The sequence below is a fragment of the Streptomyces sannanensis genome (assembly GCF_039536205.1).
GTDB lineage: Bacteria > Actinomycetota > Actinomycetes > Streptomycetales > Streptomycetaceae > Streptomyces > Streptomyces sannanensis.
Genome location: NZ_BAAAYL010000001.1, coordinates 4,690,894 through 4,707,411, shown reverse-complemented (window position 1 = coordinate 4,707,411; position 16,518 = coordinate 4,690,894). Strand labels below are relative to the sequence as shown.

Below are 16,518 nucleotides of genomic sequence, written 5' to 3'. Positions count from 1 at the left end.
CTTCACGAGAGCCAGGTGGCGACCTGGGCGGTGGCCGAGCTGTGCCAGCCCAGCTCGAGGTGGTTTGCGGTCGCGATGGTGGCCTTGCCGCCGACCGTGGGGATGCCGGTGGTGTCGAGTGCGCTGGAGATGAAGACGACGCCGTCGCTGGGTCCGCGGTTCTCGTTGAAGATGCCGAAGATGTCGGCGGATCCACCGGCCAGCAGATAGGTGGTGACGGAGGCGGGTACTCCGGCGCTGTGCAGCGGCGCGATCAGCGAGCCGGCGTCGATGGCGGCCTGGATTCCGGTGCCCGCGGTGTAGAAGCCCTGGCCGCCGTAGTACGTCGTGTACCAGTCCTGTGCGGCGCCGTCGACTCCGTACACCCCGTCCCAGCGGGCCAGCATCTGGCGCTGGCCGGGATAGTTGTCGTAGCCGCCGGAGGGGGTCATCGAGAACTCGGGGTGTGCGGTGTAGAGGCCATAGCAGGTCATACGGGAGTGCGGGGAGGGAGCGTTGATCTTTCCTCCGCACTCCGGCCAGATGGAGAAGTCGTGCGCCCAGCCGTGTGCGTACGGGTAGTCGTAGCCGCCGTTCGGGCCGCCGAGTGTGATCAGCTTGCGCACGTCACCGGCGTAGGCCCGGCCCCAGCTCGGCTTGACGGAGGAGACATAGGCGCGGGTCGACATCTGGCCCTTGCTCCAGCCGACCAGATCGACCTTGCTCACGCCCAGCTTCGCCTTGATGACGGCGATCGCGTCGCCGACGATCTGGGCCTGCATCAGGTTGTCGCCCTGCTTGTGGGCGAAGCCGACGGCGAAGACGCGATGGCCGCGCGCGGACAGGGACTGCATCAGCCCGGTGGACGGGCAGGACATGGCGCCGCAGCCGTAGCCGCCCGACTCGCCCGGGTTGGCCCAGGCGCGGTCCGCGGTGTCGTTCGCGCCGTGCACGAGGAGGACGGGCGTGGTGCGGGTGCCGGTGTTCCAGCCGGGGGCGGAGTAGAGCAGGAAACGGCCCGAGGACGGGCGGGAGACGCCGCCGAAGTAGGTGACGCGCTTGCCGTCCTGGTCGCCGCGGCCGTCCGGCGGGTAGCCCTCGGTGCGGAAGCCGGTGGTGGTGTCGAGATAGCGCTCGACGCTCTCCCAGCCGTTGGTGACGGTGCCGGCTCCGTAGCTCGCCTCGAGGGTGAGGTACGAAGGCGGCGCGGCGGCCGCCGCGGTGCCGCCGGCGGCCGGCAGCCCGGCCACCACCGCCAGGAGGAGGGCGGGCAGCAGCCGCCACCATCCCCCACCACTTCGTCTGTATCGCATGTCCCTGCCCCTAGTCCACGATGTCCCGGCCACGATGTCCGGTGCGCGCACACGCTAGGCAAGGGACGGCCGGGGAGGGCATGTGTGCGGGCCCCATAAGGGGAGCGGTCCGTATGGGTCGCGCGCGGGATTACGCGCCCAGGCCGGCTGAACGGGACCGGCCCGGGCCCGAGAGCCGCGCGGTGCTGTCAGGCGAACGGCTGCGGTGCGTTTGACGTGGCCTTCTCCACGGCGGAGCGTGGCGGTAAGCCCGGCTCGGCGGCCAGGCCGCCGACGTGACGGCGGGCAGGGCCGCGCGGCGCTCGCCGTGACGGGAGAGAAGGGCTGGCCGGCGATGGCGGACAAGAGGGCCGAACGCATCGCGAAATTCATCAAGCCGCTGCGGGTGAAGCCGGGGTCGCGGGTGGACCTCGCCAAGGACTTCGACCCCCGCCACAAGGGCGGCCTGACGAAGAAGCAGGGCGTCGAGCTGCTGAAGTCCGGCGTGGCGCTGCTGGCCGAGTACCAGGCGCGGCTGGCCGCCGAGAACACCTACGGGGTGCTGTTCTGCCTCCAGGCGCTCGACGCCGGGGGCAAGGACGGGACGATCCGCCATGTCATGAGCGGGGTGAATCCGCAGGGCGTGCACGTCAGCAGCTTCAAGGTGCCCTCCGCCGAGGAACTCGACCACGACTACCTGTGGCGCTACGACCACAAGCTGCCTGCCCGCGGAGAGATCGCGATCTTCAACCGCTCGCACTACGAGGAGGTCCTCGTCGTACGGGTGCACCCCGAACTCCTCGACCGGCAGAAGCTGCCCGGCCGTGTGCGGGGGGCCGATCTGTGGGACCGCCGCTACCGGGACATCAACAACTGGGAGCGCTATCTCACCGACAACGGCTTCAAGGTGGTGAAGATCTTCCTGAACCTCTCCAAGGAGGAGCAGCGCACCCGCTTCATGAAGCGGATCGACCTGCCCGAGAAGAACTGGAAGTTCTCGGCGGCGGACGTCCGGGAGCGCCGGCGGTGGGACGACTACCAGAAGGCGTTCTCCGAGATGCTGTCGGCCACGAGCACGGAGTGGGCGCCCTGGTACGTCGTACCGGCGGACCGGAAGTGGTTCGCGCGGATCTGTTCCGCGGCCGTGCTCGCACACACGCTGATGGAGATCGACCCCCAGTACCCGTCGGTCAGTGAGCAGGACCGGACGGATCTGCTCGTCGCCAGGCGGGAGCTGGAGGAGGAGGCCCCCAAGGGGGCTCCGGCCGACCCGTACGCGGCGGAGCATCCGGACGTCGAGAAGGCCGGCGGCAAGAAGGCCGACGGCGCCGGCCGGGCCGGACGGTCGGCGAAGCGCAAGCGCAAGCTCGCCGCGGCGCGGCGGGCGAAGAAGAAGCACACCTAGGACGGACCGGAGCGGACCGGTCCGGATCGGAGGCGATGACGATGTCGGCGCAGCCGAACCCCCCAGGAGAGCAGCCCCCTTCTCCGGCGGGCTGGTACGCGCGTTCTCCGCAGGACGTCGCATCGGCGTTCGGTGTGGATCCGGCGGTCGGGCTCTCCGCGGCGCGGGTGGCCGAACTGCTGGCCGCGCACGGCCCGAACGCGTTGCCCGAGGAGAAGCCGCCTGCGGCCTGGCGGCGGTTCCTCGATCAGTACCGCAGCTATATGCAGATCGTCCTCGTGGTCGCGGCGGCGGTCTCTTTCGCGATCAGGGAGTGGAGCACCGCGATCCTGCTGATCCTGCTGACGCTGCTGAACGCGGTCGTCGGCCTGCGGCAGGAGGGCAAGGCCGAGAGCGCGATGAACGCGCTGAAGTCCATGATGAAGGCGACGGCCCGGGTGCGCCGCGACGGTACCGAGTCGGAGATCCCGGCCGAGCGGCTCGTCGTGGGGGACATCGTGCTCCTGGCCGCCGGGGACCAGGTCCCGGCGGACGGACGGATCATCCAGGCCAACGCCCTGCAGATCGACGAGTCGGCGCTCACCGGCGAGAGCGTCCCCGTCGCGAAGGACACCGCCACGCTGTCGGGCGGCCGGCTGGAGGTCGGGGACCGGACGAACATGGCGTTCATGAACACCCCGGTCACGCATGGCAGCGGGGTGCTCGTCATCACCGGTACGGGCGAGGACACGGAGCTCGGCAAGATCTCCGGGATGCTGGCTGTCACCGCCAAGGAGGAACCGCCGCTCACCAAGGAGCTCAACACCCTGACGCTGTGGATCACGGCGGCGGCCGGCCTGACCATGGTCGTGATGTTCGCCCTGGGCCGCAGCCGAGACCAGGCCTGGGACGTACTGTTCGTCAGTGCGGTCTCCCTGGCCATCGCCGCCATCCCGGAGGCGCTGCCGACGGTGACCCAGGCGATCCTCTCCGTCGGCAGCCTCAACCTGGCGAAGCGCAACGCGATCGTGAAGGAGCTGCCGTCGGTCGAGACCCTGGCGTTCACCTCGGCGATCAACTCCGACAAGACCGGCACCCTGACGATGAACCAGATGACCGCCGTCGAGGTGGTGAGCCCCACCGACCGGTACACCGTCACGGGCACGGGCTACGGTCTCGAGGGAAGGGTCCATCACGCCGCGGGCACGTCCGCGGGCATCGAGGACGCGATCCTCCCGTACGTGGTCGCTAGTGACGCGAAGCTGGTGGACGGCCAGGTGGTGGGTGATCCCACCGAGGGCGCGCTGCTGGTGCTCGGTCACAAGGCAGGGCTGGACATCGAGGCCACCCGGGAGCGGCTGCCACGGCTCGCCACGCTGCCGTTCGACCCGAGCTACAAGCTGATGGCCACCTTCAACTCGGCGCTGGACGCCGCGGGCCGGCCGGTGGTGAGGTGTTTCGTCAAGGGCGCGGCGCCGGCGGTGATGGCCCGGGCCGCCACGGCGCTCTCGGCGGGCACGAGCGTCCCGTGGGACGCCGAGCTGAACCGGCGTGCCCAGGAGCAGACCGAGCGGATGGGCAGTGAGGGGCGCCGGGTGATGGCCGCGGCCGTCCGGGATCTGGACCCGGCCGGCTTCGATCCGGACGGTGATCTCCTGGCCTGGGTCACCGATCTGCAGATGACCAGCCTGGTCGGCATGGTCGATCCGCCGCGCGCCGAGTCCAAGGCCGCTGTGGAGAGCGCCCAGAGCGCCCATATCCGGGTCCGCATGGTGACCGGGGACGACGTCACCACCGGTGCCGCCATCGCCAGGCAGTTGGGGATTCCCGGTGAGGCCGTCCTCGGTGCCGACTTCGCCGCGCTGCCGGAGCACGAGCAGATCGACCGTATCGACGACATCGGTGTGGTCGGGCGTGTCGCGCCGGAGCACAAGGTGCTGCTGGCCGACACGCTCAAGAAGAAGGGCGATGTCGTGGCGATGACCGGCGACGGTGTCAACGACGCACCCGCCATCAAGGCCGCCGACATCGGTATCGCCATGGGCAGCGGCACGGACGTGGCGAAGAACGCCGGCCGGATGATCCTCTCCGACGACAACTTCGCCACGATCGTCCACTCGGTGAAGGAGGGCAGGAAGCTCTACGACAACCTCACCAAGTACATCCGGTTCGTCCTCCTGCTGCTGGTCACCTTCGTGCTCACCTTCCTCGGCGCCACGATCTTCAACATCGCCGCCGGAGAACCGTTCACCCCGCCGCAGGTCCTGTGGATCCACTTCGTGGTCAACGCCTCGTTCGGTTTCGCGCTCGGCTTCGACAAGGAGAGCCCGGGACTCATGCTGCGCAGGCCGCGTCCTCGGGGCGAGTCGGTGCTGACCCGGCCCGTGATGGTCACGGTCGGGCTGAGCGGGCTGGCCATCACCGTCGTCCTGCTCGGGCTGATCAAACTGGGCGGGAGTCACTTCGGCAGCGTCAGGATCGGCAGTTCGATGGCGTTCACCGCCTTCGCGCTCTGCCTGATCGTGGCCGCGTTCGAGTGCCGCAGCGAGACGGACTCGGTACTGACGACGGACACGTTCGACAGCAAGCAGATGAACTGGGTGGCCCTGGCCCAGTTCGTGCTCGCGGTGCTGGTGACCCAGATGGACGGGTTCCGCCGCGTCCTCGGTACCACCGAGATCGATCTCCGGCAGTTCGGCTGGGCGCTGCTGTCCGCCGTCGCGCTCCTGCTGCTGTGGGAGCTGGGCAAGTTCCTGGCGCGCAGAGCGAGGGCCGTCGGATGAGACGGGGGCGCTCGGGCGATATTGGATTGCTATAGGCCGTCTTTGTCTACTGCGGCTCATGACACCATCACCGGGGACGGACACCATGGCGGTCACCGTTCAGGGACTGGTCAAGCGCTATGGCGGACCGTCGGGCGTCACCGCTCTCGACGGGGTGGATCTGGCCGTACGGCGCGGGAGCGTCCTTGGCGTGCTCGGCCCGAACGGGGCCGGCAAGACGACGCTGGTGCGGATTCTGTCGACATTGATACGGCCCGACGCGGGGACCGCGGAGGTCGGCGGTTACGACGTGGTGAGCCAGCCACGGCAGCTGCGCCGCGTGATCGGGCTGACCGGGCAGTACGCCTCGGTCGACGGGAAGCTGTCCGGCCGGGAGAACCTCTACCTCATCGGCCGGCTGCTGGACATGTCCCGCAAGGAGGCCCGGGCGCGCGCCGATGAACTGCTGGAGCGGTTCTCGCTGACCGGGGCCGCGGAGCGGTCGGCCGCGACGTACTCCGGGGGCATGCGGCGCAGGCTGGATCTGGCCGCGAGCGTGATGGGACGCCCGGCCGTCCTCTTCCTCGACGAGCCCACGACCGGGCTCGACCCGCGCACCCGCAACGAGGTCTGGGACGAGGTCAGGAGCATGACCGAGAGCGGGACGACCGTGCTGCTGACCACCCAGTACATGGAGGAGGCGGAGCAGTTGGCGAACGAGCTGACCGTCATCGACCGCGGCCGTGTGATCGCGAACGGGCCGGTCGAGGAGCTGAAGGCCCAGGTCGGGGGGAGCACCCTGCGGATCCGCCCGGCGGACCGGGACAGTCTGCCGGCGATGGCGGACGCCCTGACCGAGGCCGGGCTCGGCCCGGCGGAGGCCGGCGGTACGGAGGAGGACGACGGTGTGCTCAGGGTGCCGGTCCGCGGCGACGAGCATCTGACCGCGGTCATCGGCCTGTTGGGGACGCGGGGCTTCCCGCTCTCCGGTGTCGACACACATCTGCCCAGCCTGGACGAGGTGTTCCTGACCCTGACGGGGAAGCCGGCCGAGTCCGAGGAGATCCGGGAACTGGAGGTGGTCCCCTCATGAGCGGCGCCATCGTGTCCGCGCCCGCCCCCGGGGCGATGACGCGGCTGCGGTCGGGACTCGGTCACATCAGCGCGCTCACCCGCCGGAATCTGCTGCAGATCCGGGCCGATCCGGACTCGATGTTCGACATCGTGCTGATGCCGGTCATCTACACCGTGCTGTTCGTGTACGTCTTCGGTGGCGCGGTCGCGGGGAGCCAGGAGGACTACGTCCAGTATGTGATGCCGGGTCTGATGTCGATGATGGCGATCAACATCGCCATGACCGCCGGCATCGGGGTCAACTCCGACTTCAAGACGGGTGTGATGGACCGGTTCCGTACGCTGCCCATCAGCCGCGGATCGGTGCTCATGGCGAAGGTGGTCGTGGAGACGGGCCGAATGGCGGCATCCACGGCGGTGCTGCTGGGTATGGCCTTCCTGCTGGGGCTGGAGGTCCGGGGCGGAGTGCTCGGGCTGCTCGCCGCGGTGGGGCTGACCATGCTGTTCGGGATGTCCCTGCTGTGGGTGTCGGTGCTGCTCGGTCTGGCGCTGAAGAGCCCGCAGGCCGTGCAGGGGCTGGGCATGGTCGCGGTGCTGCCGCTGCAGTTCGGCAGTTCCATCTTCGCGCCGACGTCCACCATGCCGGGCTGGCTCCGGTCGTTCACCGAGGTCAATCCGCTGTCGAATCTGGCGGACGCCTGCCGGGCGCTGGTCAACGGCGGTGGCGCGCCGACCGGGTCGATCGGGGTGACGGTGGCCTGGGCGGCCGGGATCATCCTGCTCGCCGTGCCCACCGCGGTCACCCTGTTCGGCCGCGCCGGCCGCTGAGCGGGCGCCCGGGCGGAGATCGGTTCCGGCCTCTCCGGCCGTACGGGAGGGGCCGGATCGCGGTTTCGTCGCGTTATCGCGGAAGGCCCGGGCGACGAAATCGCGCCAATAACTGGAGAACAGGCAACCTCGCTAGCGTCCGGCACATCAGTTCGATGTGAACGGGGTGCCCCATGGAGTTCCGCCTTCTCGGCCCGGTCGAGGCCCGCCGCGACGGCATTCTGTTGCCTCTCGCGGGGGCCAAGATCCACACAGTGCTCGCCGCGCTCCTGCTCGCCGGAGGGCGGGTGGTCCCGGACAGCCGGCTCAGCGAGTTCCTGTGGGGCTGGGAGCCCCCAGCCACCATGAGCGCGCAGATCTACACCTATATCTCGCGTCTCCGCAAGCAGCTGGGCGACGGCATCACCATCGTCCGCCGCCAGCCCGGCTACGCACTCGACGCCGGCGACTCCTGGATCGACGCCGTCGAGTACGACCGTCTCGACCGCCTCGGCCGTGAGGCCCTGGACGCCCGCCACTTCGAGAAGGCGAGCACCCTGCTCACCGCGGCCCTGGAGCTGTGGCGAGGCGCTCCGCTCGCCAACGCCACGGAATTCCTGGCCGAGGCGGAGACCCCGCAGTGGGGAGAGGCCTGGTCGACCACCATGGTGTGCCGCATCGAGGCCGATCTCGCCCTCGGCCGGCACACCGAACTGGTTCCCGAGCTGACCCGGCTGGTCGCCGCGCACCCGCTGAGCGAGCGGCTGCGCGCACAGCTGATGACCGCCCTCTACCGCAGTTCCCGCCAGGCCGACGCACTCGCCGTCTACCGCGACGGCTGCACCGTCCTGCGCGAGGAACTCGGCATCGATCCGGGCCCCACGCTCCGCGAGGTGCACCGCCAGGTGCTCGACGGCGACGTCCCCGGGCCCGCCGTCGTGCGAGCCGAGCCGGGGAGCGTACTCGTGCGGCCCCGGCGCACCCCTGCCCCCGCGATGCTGCCACCCGACATCCCCGACTTCACCGGCCACGCCCTGCCGCTCGCCGAGGTGGTGTACGAACTGCGGGGCGCCTCGGCCGCGTCGCAGTCCGCCAGGCACCGCCGGGTCGTCATCACCGGCATGCCCGGGAGCGGCAAGTCCGCGCTCGCCGTACGTGCCGCTCATCTGCTCCGTACGCAGTTCCCCGACGGACAGCTGTACGCGGACCTGGTCAGGCCGGACGGCTCGCCGAGGGACCCCCATGAGGTGCTGCGGGTCTTCCTGCACACCCTGGGCATACCCGAGCAGGCAGTGCCCCGCTCCCTCGAGGAGTGCGTCCGGCTCTACCGCGGCGTACTCACCGACCGGCGGGTTCTGGTGGTCCTGGACAACGCGGTGAACAGCGCGCAGGTCCGCCCGCTGCTGCCCGTCGGGACGCGTTGCCGCACGATTCTGACCAGCCTCATGTCGACCGTCGCGGGTGAGGGGGTCCGTCTGGTCCGGCTGCATCCGCTCAGCACCGCCGAATCGCTCGGCCTGCTGGCCGCGGTGGCGGGACGGGAACGGCTCGCGGCGGAACCGGCGGCGGCCGCGGCCCTGGTGGAGCTGTGCGACCGTTCGCCCCTCGCTCTGCGGATCTGCGGGCTGCGGCTGGCGGACCGGCCCCAGCAGCAGGTGTCCGGCCTGCTGGCCCGGCTCGCACCCGCCGAGCACCGGCTGGACGAGCTGCGCCACGGCACACTCGACGTCCGCGCGAGCCTGCGGTTCATCCATGCGGCACTCTCCCCCGAAGCCAGGCACACGCTGGGGCAGTTGACGCTGCTGCCGGAGACGGAGTTCTCCGCGGCGCAGACCGTCCCGGTGCTGCGCAGGAGCGAGCGGCGCGCCGAGGAGGCACTGGAGGAGCTGGCCGACGCCCGGCTGATCGACATCGCGGGCGTCAGCCCCGACCGGCGGCTGGTCTACCGGTTCGCGCCGCTCGTCAGGCTGTTCGCACAGGAACAGCGGGCCGGGAACCCCGCCGCCGACGCCACCGGCACCGGCACCGGCACCGGCACCGAACTGCTCAGCGCATGACGAGCCGGCCGCCCGGCTGCCCGGCGGGGCGGGCGACGGCGGCCGCCCAGGGTCCGTCGAGGGGCACGTCCTGCACCGACCACCAGGACGCGCGGCCCCGATGGCGGTACTCCACGCGCACCGGGCCGGGCTCTTCCGGCCGTACCTCCAGGGTGGTCAGCGCGGCACCCAGCAGGCCGTGTCCGGCCGCCTTGACCACCGCTTCCTTCCGGGTCCAGCAACGGAAGTGACGCAGCGCCCGGTCCGGGCCGTCCGGTACGCCCAGCACGTGCTCGCGCTCCCGCTCGGTGAGCAGGACCCCCGCCAGGCCCTCGGCGTCGACCGGCCGCACCGCCTCGATGTCGATGCCCACCCGGTCGCCGGCGCACAGCGCGAGCAGCCCGCACCCGTCGGTGCGGGACAGGCTGACGGCGAGCGGCAGCGCCGGCCGGAACAGCACCGGCGGGCCGTGCCCCCGGTCGCCGCACCCCGGACAGGGCCGGTGGCCCAGGGAGACGTCCTGCGGGGCGACATCGAGGAGTTCACCGACGGCGCGGCGGGCGCCGGCCCGGGTGCGCGCCACGGCGACGGCGTCCACCTGGTCGTGGAAGCGCCGGACCCGGCTCAGCTCGGCGTCGTCGAGCAGCAGGTCCTCGGGTTCGAGGGTGCTCCCGAGGCGCCAGCTCCACACATGTACGTCGCCGCTGCGCCGGAGCCGCTCCACGGCTTCCAGGGCAGGTGCGGAAGCGGCCCTCCGGCCGCCGCTCCAGGTGGTCGTCACAGTCTCCCCCTCGATCTACGCAGCCGGGCCGGTCATGCCCCGACACACCTTTCTCGTCCCTGCTGTACGGGGGCTATACACGGGTTTTCCGCCCACGGGGCGGGACGTACCGGTGTCCAGGGGGCCGTGCCGGGGCGGGTCATCCGGTGTGCCGGTGCCGTGACCGAAAGGTTCACCGGCCCGCGACGCTCCCCCGGCTGCCTCCCCCAGCGGTGGCTGGGGGAGGCAGCCGGGGGAGCCGCGAGCTTCCCGGCAGACCTTCCGGCCCCAGTCCTAGAGGCGCGGGCTGCCGGGCCGGTCTCCGATGGCGTGGGCGCCGCCGTCGACATGGACGATCTCGCCGGTGGTGGCCGGGAACCAGTCGGAGAGCAGCGCGACGCAGGCGCGGGCGACCGGGTCGAAGCGGTCACCGTCCCAGCCGAGCGGCGCCCGGCGTCCCCAGTCGGTGGCCTCCTCGAAGCCTTCCTCCGAGCCGATGTTGATGGCGGCCGTGGTGCGCAGCGGTCCGGCGGCCACCAGATTGACTCTGACGCCGCGGCTGCCGAGGTAGGAGGCGAGATAGCGGGCGCACGACTCGAGTCCGGCCTTGGCCACGCCCATCCAGTCGTACTCGGCCCAGGCACGTGAGGCGTCGAAGTCGAGCCCCACCACGCTGCTGTGCTCCGCGAGCAGGGGCAGCACGCCGCGGGTCAGGGACTGGAGCGAGTAGGTCGAGACGCGGACGGCGTGGGCGACGTCCTCCCACTCGGTGGTCAGGAAGTTGCCGCCGAGCGCGCCGGCAGGGGCGTTGGCGACCGAGTGGAGGACGCCGTCGAGGCGGTCGGTGTGGTCGCCGAGCCGCTCGGCCAGGGAGGCGAGCTGTCCGGCGTCGGTGACGTCGAGCTCGACGACGGGGGCCGTGTCGGGCAGTCTGCGCGCCACGCGTTCCACGAGGCTGAGCCGGCCGTATCCGGTGAGGATCACCCTGGCACCCTGCTCCTGTGCCAGGCGGGCCGTGTGAAAGGCGATGGAACTGGTGGTGAGAACGCCGGTGACAAGTATCGTCTTGCCCTTCAGCAGGTCCATATTTTTCCTTTCCGGAATCTATATTCGGAACAATGTTCCCGGCAGCCTTCGATCGCCCGTATGATGCCCCGGACGGCTTTGCGTCGACGCCGCACCGGGAGGGAAGACAATGCTGCTGGCTCTTGACATCGTCGGGGTGATTCTGCTGCTCCAGGGGGTCTCCCCGCTCGTCCAGAAAATGGCCGGAAAGGACCCCGAGGAGAGTTTCTTCATCGTCAATCAGATTTCCGGCCACCAGCCGCTCGCGAGTGTGGCGCTCATCGTTCTCGGCTCCCTGCTGCTGACCACGTCGTACCGGATCCGCAAGAGCCGTAAGTGACGCCGTACGACGAGCGGCGGCCGGTGCCGCGGCGCGGACCCGCGCCCGGTACCGGCCGTCCGTGTTTCAGCGCAGCGCCTTCCCGACCAGTTCGGCGACCGTGCGGACCACCTGCGTCTCGTGCTGCTGGAGGTAGAAGTGGCCGCCGTCGAAGAGACGGTGCTCGCAGTCGGCGGTGGTGAGCTCGCTCCAGGCCTCGGCCCTCTCCTCGTCGACCCGGTCGTCGGCCCGTCCGCGCAGCACCGCGATCGGGGCGCGCACGGGCTCGGGCCGCTCGAGCCGGTAGGTCTCCACGAGCCGGTAGTCGGCCCGGATCATCGGCAGCAGGAGTGCCCGGAGGTCGGGATCGTCCAGGGCGGCGCCGCTCGTCGCGGAGAACTCCCGGAGTCGGGCGACGATCTCGTCATCGGTGCCCTGGTGCATGGTGCCGGGCGGCTGCCGGTGCGGGGCGCCGCGCCCCGACACCAGCAGCAGGCGGGGGAAGCGCCCTTCGGCCTCGCAACGGCGCGCCACCTCGTAGGCGATCGCCGCGCCCATGCTGTGGCCGAAGAGCACCACGTCCCGGGCGAACAACGGCCGGATCGCCTCGGTCACCGCGTCGGCCATCTCCGCCATGGTGCCGACCGAGGCTTCCGTGAGCCGGTCCTCACGGCCGGGGTACTGCACCGCGTGGAAGTCGACCTCGCGGGGGAGCAGGTCGTGCCATCCGCGGTAGAAACCGGCCGAACCGCCGGCGTGCGGCAGGCAGACCAGGTTGACGGCGGCCCCGGCCCTGGGGCGCCGGTTGCGCGTCCACCGGGCGGTCGTGTCGCCGACGCCGACGGCCGCCATCAGGCGTTCGCCCCGGCCATCGTGGCGACCAGGCTCTTCGGCCGCAGGTCGGTCCACTCGCGCTCGATGTAGTCCAGCGCCGCCTGCCGGCCCTCCGGACCGAACGCCACCTCCCAGCCGGCCGGGACGGCGGCGAACGCCGGCCACAGCGAGTGCTGACCCTCGGCGTTGACCAGGACGCTGAAGGTGCCGTCGTTGTCCTCGAAGGGGTTCACCATTTCCTCTTCCTCTTCCTCTTCTTTCTGATTTCTTTCCGATATGCCGACACTAGCTATTGCGGTCCATTCCCGCAACGATTTCCCCGACGCTCGCGAGGATTTCCGGGCGGGATATTTCCTCATGCCTCACGTCCAGCTGGTGAAGCCTGATCCCACCGGTCACATGGGGAGCCCAGCGGGCGAAATCCCGCCGCTCGTCCACGGTCCAGTCGGAGGCGCGGAAGAACAGCACGTCCCCGCGGTACAGGCGGTGCCGGAAATTCAGCATCGCGCGCGTGTTCAGCAGATAGGTCTCGAGCACGTCGGCCGCCGTGCCGTCGCTCAGCCGGCCCAGGTCGCCGAGCTCCGCCCGGACGAGGCCCAGGGCCCGCTCGTACGCGTCGGGGGCCTGAGGATCGGGCAGCGCGTCCCCGAACGCCTCGGCGAAGACGTCCTCCCGGGTCGACTCCCTTCCGTCGTCCGGGAGTCGGGCCGGATAGGAGTCCAGAATCACCAGTTGCTCGACCTGTTCGCCGCGCTCCTGGAGACGGACGGCCACCTCGTGCGCCAGATGCCCGCCGGCCGACCAGCCCAGCAGCCGGTACGGCCCCTGGGGGCGTACGCTCCTGATCCGCTCGACGTAACCCTCCGCCAGCGCGTCGAGCGTCGTCGCCGTGCGGTTTCCGGAGAGGCTCGGCGACTGCAGCCCGTACAGCGGCTGTTCCGGGTCGATTCCGCCCAGCAGGCCGGCGTAGCACCAGCTCAGTCCGGCACCCGGCGGAAGGCAGAACAGCGGCGGCAGATCCCCGCGGGTACGCAGCTCCAGCACCGGCTCCAGTCCCCCGGGCTCGAGTCGCCGGCCGGCCAGCAGCCCGGCGAGCGCGGCCGGTGTCGGGGCCGCGAAGACCGAGCGGACCGCGATCTCCGCGCCGAGCACCGTGCGGACCCGGTTCACCAGCCTGGCCGCCGACAGCGAGTGGCCGCCCAGGTCGAAGAAGCTGTCGTCGGCTCCGACCCGGTCCAGGCCCAGCACCTCCGCGAAGGCGGCGCACAGCAGCTGTTCGGTCACCGTGCCCGGCTCGCGCCCGGTGCCGGCGGAGCTGAACCGGGGGGCCGGCAGTGCCCTGCGGTCCAGTTTCCCGTTGACGGTCAGCGGCAGTTCGTCGAGCGTCACGAACGCCGACGGCACCATGTACCCGGGCAGTACGGCGGCGACGGCGGCCCTGAGCCCGTCGACGGCGGGCGGCTCGCCCTCCGGCACCACATAGGCGACCAGCTGCTTCTCGCCCGAGCCGTCCAGCAGCACCACCACACGGGCATGGGCGACCCCGTCGGCCCCGGCCAGCACCGTCTCGATCTCACCGAGCTCGATCCGCAGGCCCCGGATCTTCACCTGGTCGTCGGCCCGGCCGAGGTACTCCAGGGCGCCGTCCTCGCGCCAGCGGACCAGGTCACCCGTGCGGTACATCCGGGACCCCGGCTCCCCGAAGGGATCGGCCACGAACCGCTCCGCGGTCAGGGCGGCCCGCCCCGCGTAGCCGCGGGCCAGCTGATCACCGGCCAGGTGGAGTTCACCCACCACACCGGGCGGCACCGGCTGCAGGGCCGGGTCCAGTACGTACACCTGGGTGTTCCAGATCGGCCGGCCGATCGGCACCGGGCCCTCGCCGGGACGGCAGTCCCAGTGCGTGACGTCGACGGAGGCCTCGGTCGGCCCGTACAGGTTGTGCACCGGGGCGCCGGTCAGCTCCGTCGCCCGGTCCGCGGCGGTCTCGGGCAGCGCCTCGCCGCTGCAGATGATGCGGCGCAGCGTGCCGGCGCAGCGCGCGGCCGCGGGGTCCTGGACGAAGGCGTCGAGCATGGACGGCACGAAATGGACGGTCGTCACCCCCCGGGCGACGATCTCCTCGGCCAGATAGGCCGGATCGCGGTGCCCGCCCGGCTTCGCCACGACCAGGCCCGAGCCGGTCAGCAGCGGCCAGAAGAACTCCCAGACCGAGACGTCGAAGCCGAACGGGGTCTTCTGCAGGACCCGGTCGTCGGCGCCCAGTCGGTACCGGTCCTGCATCCACAGCAGCCGGTTGACGATGCCGGAGTGCGGCACCCCGACGCCCTTGGGCACTCCGGTGGAGCCCGAGGTGTAGATGATGTACGCGAGGTGACGCGGGTCGAGGGGCGCGGCACGGTCGTTGTCGGTCAGCGGGTGGCCCGGGCGGGCCGCCAGCTCGTCGATGGTCAGCGGATCGTCGAGGACGAGCGGCTTCACCGCGTCCATGGGCAGGGTCCCGGCCGTTCCGCGGTCCGTCACCAGGCACACCGGGGCGGCGTTTCCCAGCATCAACTCGATGCGTTCCGCAGGGAGTTCCGGGTCGACCGGCAGATAGGGGGAGCCCGCTTTGAGGGCCGCGAGCAGGGTGACGACCATGTCCCGGCCGCGGCGCAGGGCGACCGCCACCGGGCGGTCGGGGCCCGCGCCCCGGTCGACGAGGGCCCGGGCGAGCCGATTGGCCTCGGCGTGCAGCTCCGCGTAACTCGCCTCCGTGTCACCGCAGACGAGCGCCACGGCGCCGGGGGAAAGCAGGGCCTGCGCCTCCAGCAGCGCGGTCAGGGTGGCGTCCGGGACCGGGTGGGCGGTGTCGTTCCAGTCCGCCAGCAGCCGTCGGCGCTCGGCCGCGTCGAGCAGCACCACGTCGCGGGCGCACTGCTCCGGGTCGTCGGCGGTGGCCGCGAGGAGCCGGTGCAGCCAGTCGCCGAGGCGGGTGGCGGTGGCGCGGTCGAGGATGTCCGGCCGGTAGTCCAGCCGGAACCGCAGCCGCTCGCCGGGGAGTCCGAGCATCGTGACCGCGTAGTGGGTGGCGTCCCGGGCGTCCATGTCCGTGATCTCGATGCCGCCCGCGAGCTGCGGAGCGCCCTCGGCGTCGACCGGGTAGTTCTCGAAGACGACGGTGGTGTCGAAGAGTTCGCCGTGGCCCGCTCGTGCCTGGATCTCGGCGAGCTGGACGTGCTGGTGGGCGGTGAGCGCGGACTGGCGGGCCTGGAGCGCGGTGAAGAGGTCCGCGAGACGCTCGCCGGGCTGCCAGGAGACGCGGACCGGCAGGGTGTTGATCAGCAGACCGACCATGGTCTCGACGCCCGGCAGCTCCGGCGGGCGGCCCGAGACCGTACCGCCGAAGACCACGTCGTCGCGGCCCAGCAGCCGGCCCAGGATCAGCCCCCAGGAGCCCTGCACCAGCGTGTTCACCGTCCAGCCGCGGCTGCGGGCCGTGGCGGTGAGCCGTTCGGTCAGCTCGCGTGACAGCTCCACGGACAGCGTCTCGGGGACGGACGAACCGCCCGCCTGCCGGCCGGCCCCGACGAGGGCCGGCTCGGCCAGTCCGGCCAGCTCCTCGCCCCAGGCGTCCAGTGCGCCCGCCCGGTCCTGACGCGCGAGCCAGGCGAGGTAGTCGCGGTACGGGGCGACCCGGCGCATCCCGGAGTCGTCGCCCTCACGCTCGTACAGCTCGAACAGGTCGTCCAGCAGGATCGGCACCGACCAGCCATCCACCAGGATGTGATGGAGCGTCAGCAGCAGTCGTACCGTCCGGTCCGGCAGCCGTACGAGTACGAAGCGCAGCAGCACGTCCTCGTCGAGGACGAATCTGCGGGCCCGCTCCTCGTCCCGCAGCGCGTCGAACGCCCGCGCCGCCTCCTCGGCGGTCCCGCCGGAGAAGTCGGCCTCGCGCCACGGCAGTTCCACCGAGCGGAGGACCACCTGGACCGGCTGGTCCAGGCCCTCGTGGACGAAGAGCGCCCGGAGGTTGGGGTGGCGGCGCAGCAGCGCCTCGGCCGCCGTCCGCAGACGGGCCGCGTCCAGCGGGCCGCGCAGCTCGACGGCGAGCTGCACGGTGTAGACGTCCGGCGCGTCCGCCTCCTCGTCGTACCGGGCGTGGAAGAGCAGCCCCTCCTGCAGGGAGGAGAGCGGCAGCACGTCCTCAATCCGACTCTGGGCCAT

At 71.3% G+C, this 16,518-nt stretch carries 12 protein-coding genes; 6 read left to right on the top strand and 6 right to left on the bottom strand.

What is annotated here, in order from left to right; translation table 11 throughout:
- Positions 1-2: 2 nt before the first annotated feature.
- A complete protein-coding gene (locus tag ABD858_RS22145) occupies positions 3-1,292 on the bottom strand; it encodes an esterase/lipase family protein (RefSeq protein WP_345040328.1) in 1,290 nt (429 codons plus the stop codon).
- Between the two features lie 334 nt (positions 1,293-1,626).
- Here ABD858_RS22145 and ABD858_RS22140 point away from each other — a divergent pair, with 334 nt between their 5' ends.
- From ABD858_RS22140 to ABD858_RS22120, 5 genes are all read left to right on the top strand, one after another.
- Positions 1,627-2,676: a polyphosphate kinase 2 family protein gene (locus ABD858_RS22140; protein WP_345040326.1), complete on the top strand. Its 1,050-nt coding sequence runs from the start codon at positions 1,627-1,629 to the stop codon at positions 2,674-2,676.
- 41 nt (positions 2,677-2,717) lie between these two features.
- Positions 2,718-5,438 (top strand): cation-translocating P-type ATPase, encoded by a 2,721-nt coding sequence (locus ABD858_RS22135; RefSeq protein WP_345040323.1) that lies wholly within the window; start codon positions 2,718-2,720, stop codon positions 5,436-5,438.
- Positions 5,439-5,496: 58 nt separating this feature from the next.
- Positions 5,497-6,510 (top strand): ATP-binding cassette domain-containing protein, encoded by a 1,014-nt coding sequence (locus tag ABD858_RS22130; protein ID WP_345040321.1) that lies wholly within the window; start codon positions 5,497-5,499, stop codon positions 6,508-6,510.
- Positions 6,507-7,319 carry an ABC transporter permease gene (locus ABD858_RS22125; protein WP_345040319.1) on the top strand — a complete coding sequence of 271 codons (813 nt, stop codon included), beginning with the start codon at positions 6,507-6,509 and terminating at the stop codon, positions 7,317-7,319. Before ABD858_RS22130 ends, ABD858_RS22125 begins: the two co-directional genes overlap by 4 nt.
- Before the next feature lie 173 nt (positions 7,320-7,492).
- Positions 7,493-9,355, top strand: coding sequence for an AfsR/SARP family transcriptional regulator (locus ABD858_RS22120; protein WP_345040317.1), 1,863 nt, complete (start codon positions 7,493-7,495; stop codon positions 9,353-9,355).
- Here the strand turns inward: ABD858_RS22120 and ABD858_RS22115 are convergent.
- Both ABD858_RS22115 and fabI read right to left on the bottom strand, forming a co-directional pair.
- Positions 9,345-10,115, bottom strand: a complete 771-nt coding sequence (locus ABD858_RS22115; RefSeq protein WP_345040315.1) for a 4'-phosphopantetheinyl transferase family protein — start codon at positions 10,113-10,115, stop codon at positions 9,345-9,347. The two genes, ABD858_RS22120 and ABD858_RS22115, sit on opposite strands and share 11 nt — an antisense overlap.
- Before the next feature lie 273 nt (positions 10,116-10,388).
- Entirely contained in the window at positions 10,389-11,180 is a 792-nt protein-coding gene (fabI, locus tag ABD858_RS22110; RefSeq protein WP_345040312.1) for an enoyl-ACP reductase FabI, read from the bottom strand.
- Positions 11,181-11,289: 109 nt separating this feature from the next.
- Between fabI and ABD858_RS22105 the strand changes: the two genes are divergently transcribed.
- The gene (locus ABD858_RS22105) at positions 11,290-11,499 is read left to right on the top strand and encodes a hypothetical protein (protein ID WP_345040310.1); all 210 of its coding nucleotides are present in this window, start codon (positions 11,290-11,292) and stop codon (positions 11,497-11,499) included.
- A 66-nt stretch (positions 11,500-11,565) separates the two neighbouring features.
- Here ABD858_RS22105 and ABD858_RS22100 read toward each other — a convergent pair whose 3' ends face one another.
- The 3 genes from ABD858_RS22100 to ABD858_RS22090 are packed head-to-tail and all read right to left on the bottom strand — an operon-like array spanning position 11,566 to position 16,518.
- Positions 11,566-12,330 carry a thioesterase II family protein gene (locus ABD858_RS22100; protein WP_345040307.1) on the bottom strand — a complete coding sequence of 255 codons (765 nt, stop codon included), beginning with the start codon at positions 12,328-12,330 and terminating at the stop codon, positions 11,566-11,568.
- A complete protein-coding gene (locus tag ABD858_RS22095) occupies positions 12,330-12,548 on the bottom strand; it encodes an MbtH family protein (RefSeq protein ID WP_345040305.1) in 219 nt (72 codons plus the stop codon). Before ABD858_RS22095 ends, ABD858_RS22100 begins: the two co-directional genes overlap by 1 nt.
- Positions 12,549-12,597: 49 nt before the next feature.
- Positions 12,598-16,518 (bottom strand): amino acid adenylation domain-containing protein, encoded by a 3,921-nt coding sequence (locus ABD858_RS22090; protein ID WP_345040302.1) that lies wholly within the window; start codon positions 16,516-16,518, stop codon positions 12,598-12,600.

What these genes read in the sequence shown, in the direction of transcription:
- ABD858_RS22130 (WP_345040321.1), top strand. Translation starts at nt 5,497, where the DNA reads ATGACACCATCACCGGGGACGGACACCATGGCGGTCACCGTTCAGGGA.
- ABD858_RS22105 (WP_345040310.1), top strand. Translation starts at nt 11,290, where the DNA reads ATGCTGCTGGCTCTTGACATCGTCGGGGTGATTCTGCTGCTCCAGGGG.
- ABD858_RS22090 (WP_345040302.1), bottom strand. Translation starts at nt 16,518, where the DNA reads ATGGCCCAGAGTCGGATTGAGGACGTGCTGCCGCTCTCCTCCCTGCAG.
- ABD858_RS22095 (WP_345040305.1), bottom strand. Translation starts at nt 12,548, where the DNA reads ATGGTGAACCCCTTCGAGGACAACGACGGCACCTTCAGCGTCCTGGTC.
- ABD858_RS22135 (WP_345040323.1), top strand. Translation starts at nt 2,718, where the DNA reads ATGTCGGCGCAGCCGAACCCCCCAGGAGAGCAGCCCCCTTCTCCGGCG.
- ABD858_RS22145 (WP_345040328.1), bottom strand. Translation starts at nt 1,292, where the DNA reads ATGCGATACAGACGAAGTGGTGGGGGATGGTGGCGGCTGCTGCCCGCC.
- ABD858_RS22120 (WP_345040317.1), top strand. Translation starts at nt 7,493, where the DNA reads ATGGAGTTCCGCCTTCTCGGCCCGGTCGAGGCCCGCCGCGACGGCATT.
- ABD858_RS22125 (WP_345040319.1), top strand. Translation starts at nt 6,507, where the DNA reads ATGAGCGGCGCCATCGTGTCCGCGCCCGCCCCCGGGGCGATGACGCGG.
- ABD858_RS22100 (WP_345040307.1), bottom strand. Translation starts at nt 12,330, where the DNA reads ATGGCGGCCGTCGGCGTCGGCGACACGACCGCCCGGTGGACGCGCAAC.
- fabI (WP_345040312.1), bottom strand. Translation starts at nt 11,180, where the DNA reads ATGGACCTGCTGAAGGGCAAGACGATACTTGTCACCGGCGTTCTCACC.
- ABD858_RS22140 (WP_345040326.1), top strand. Translation starts at nt 1,627, where the DNA reads ATGGCGGACAAGAGGGCCGAACGCATCGCGAAATTCATCAAGCCGCTG.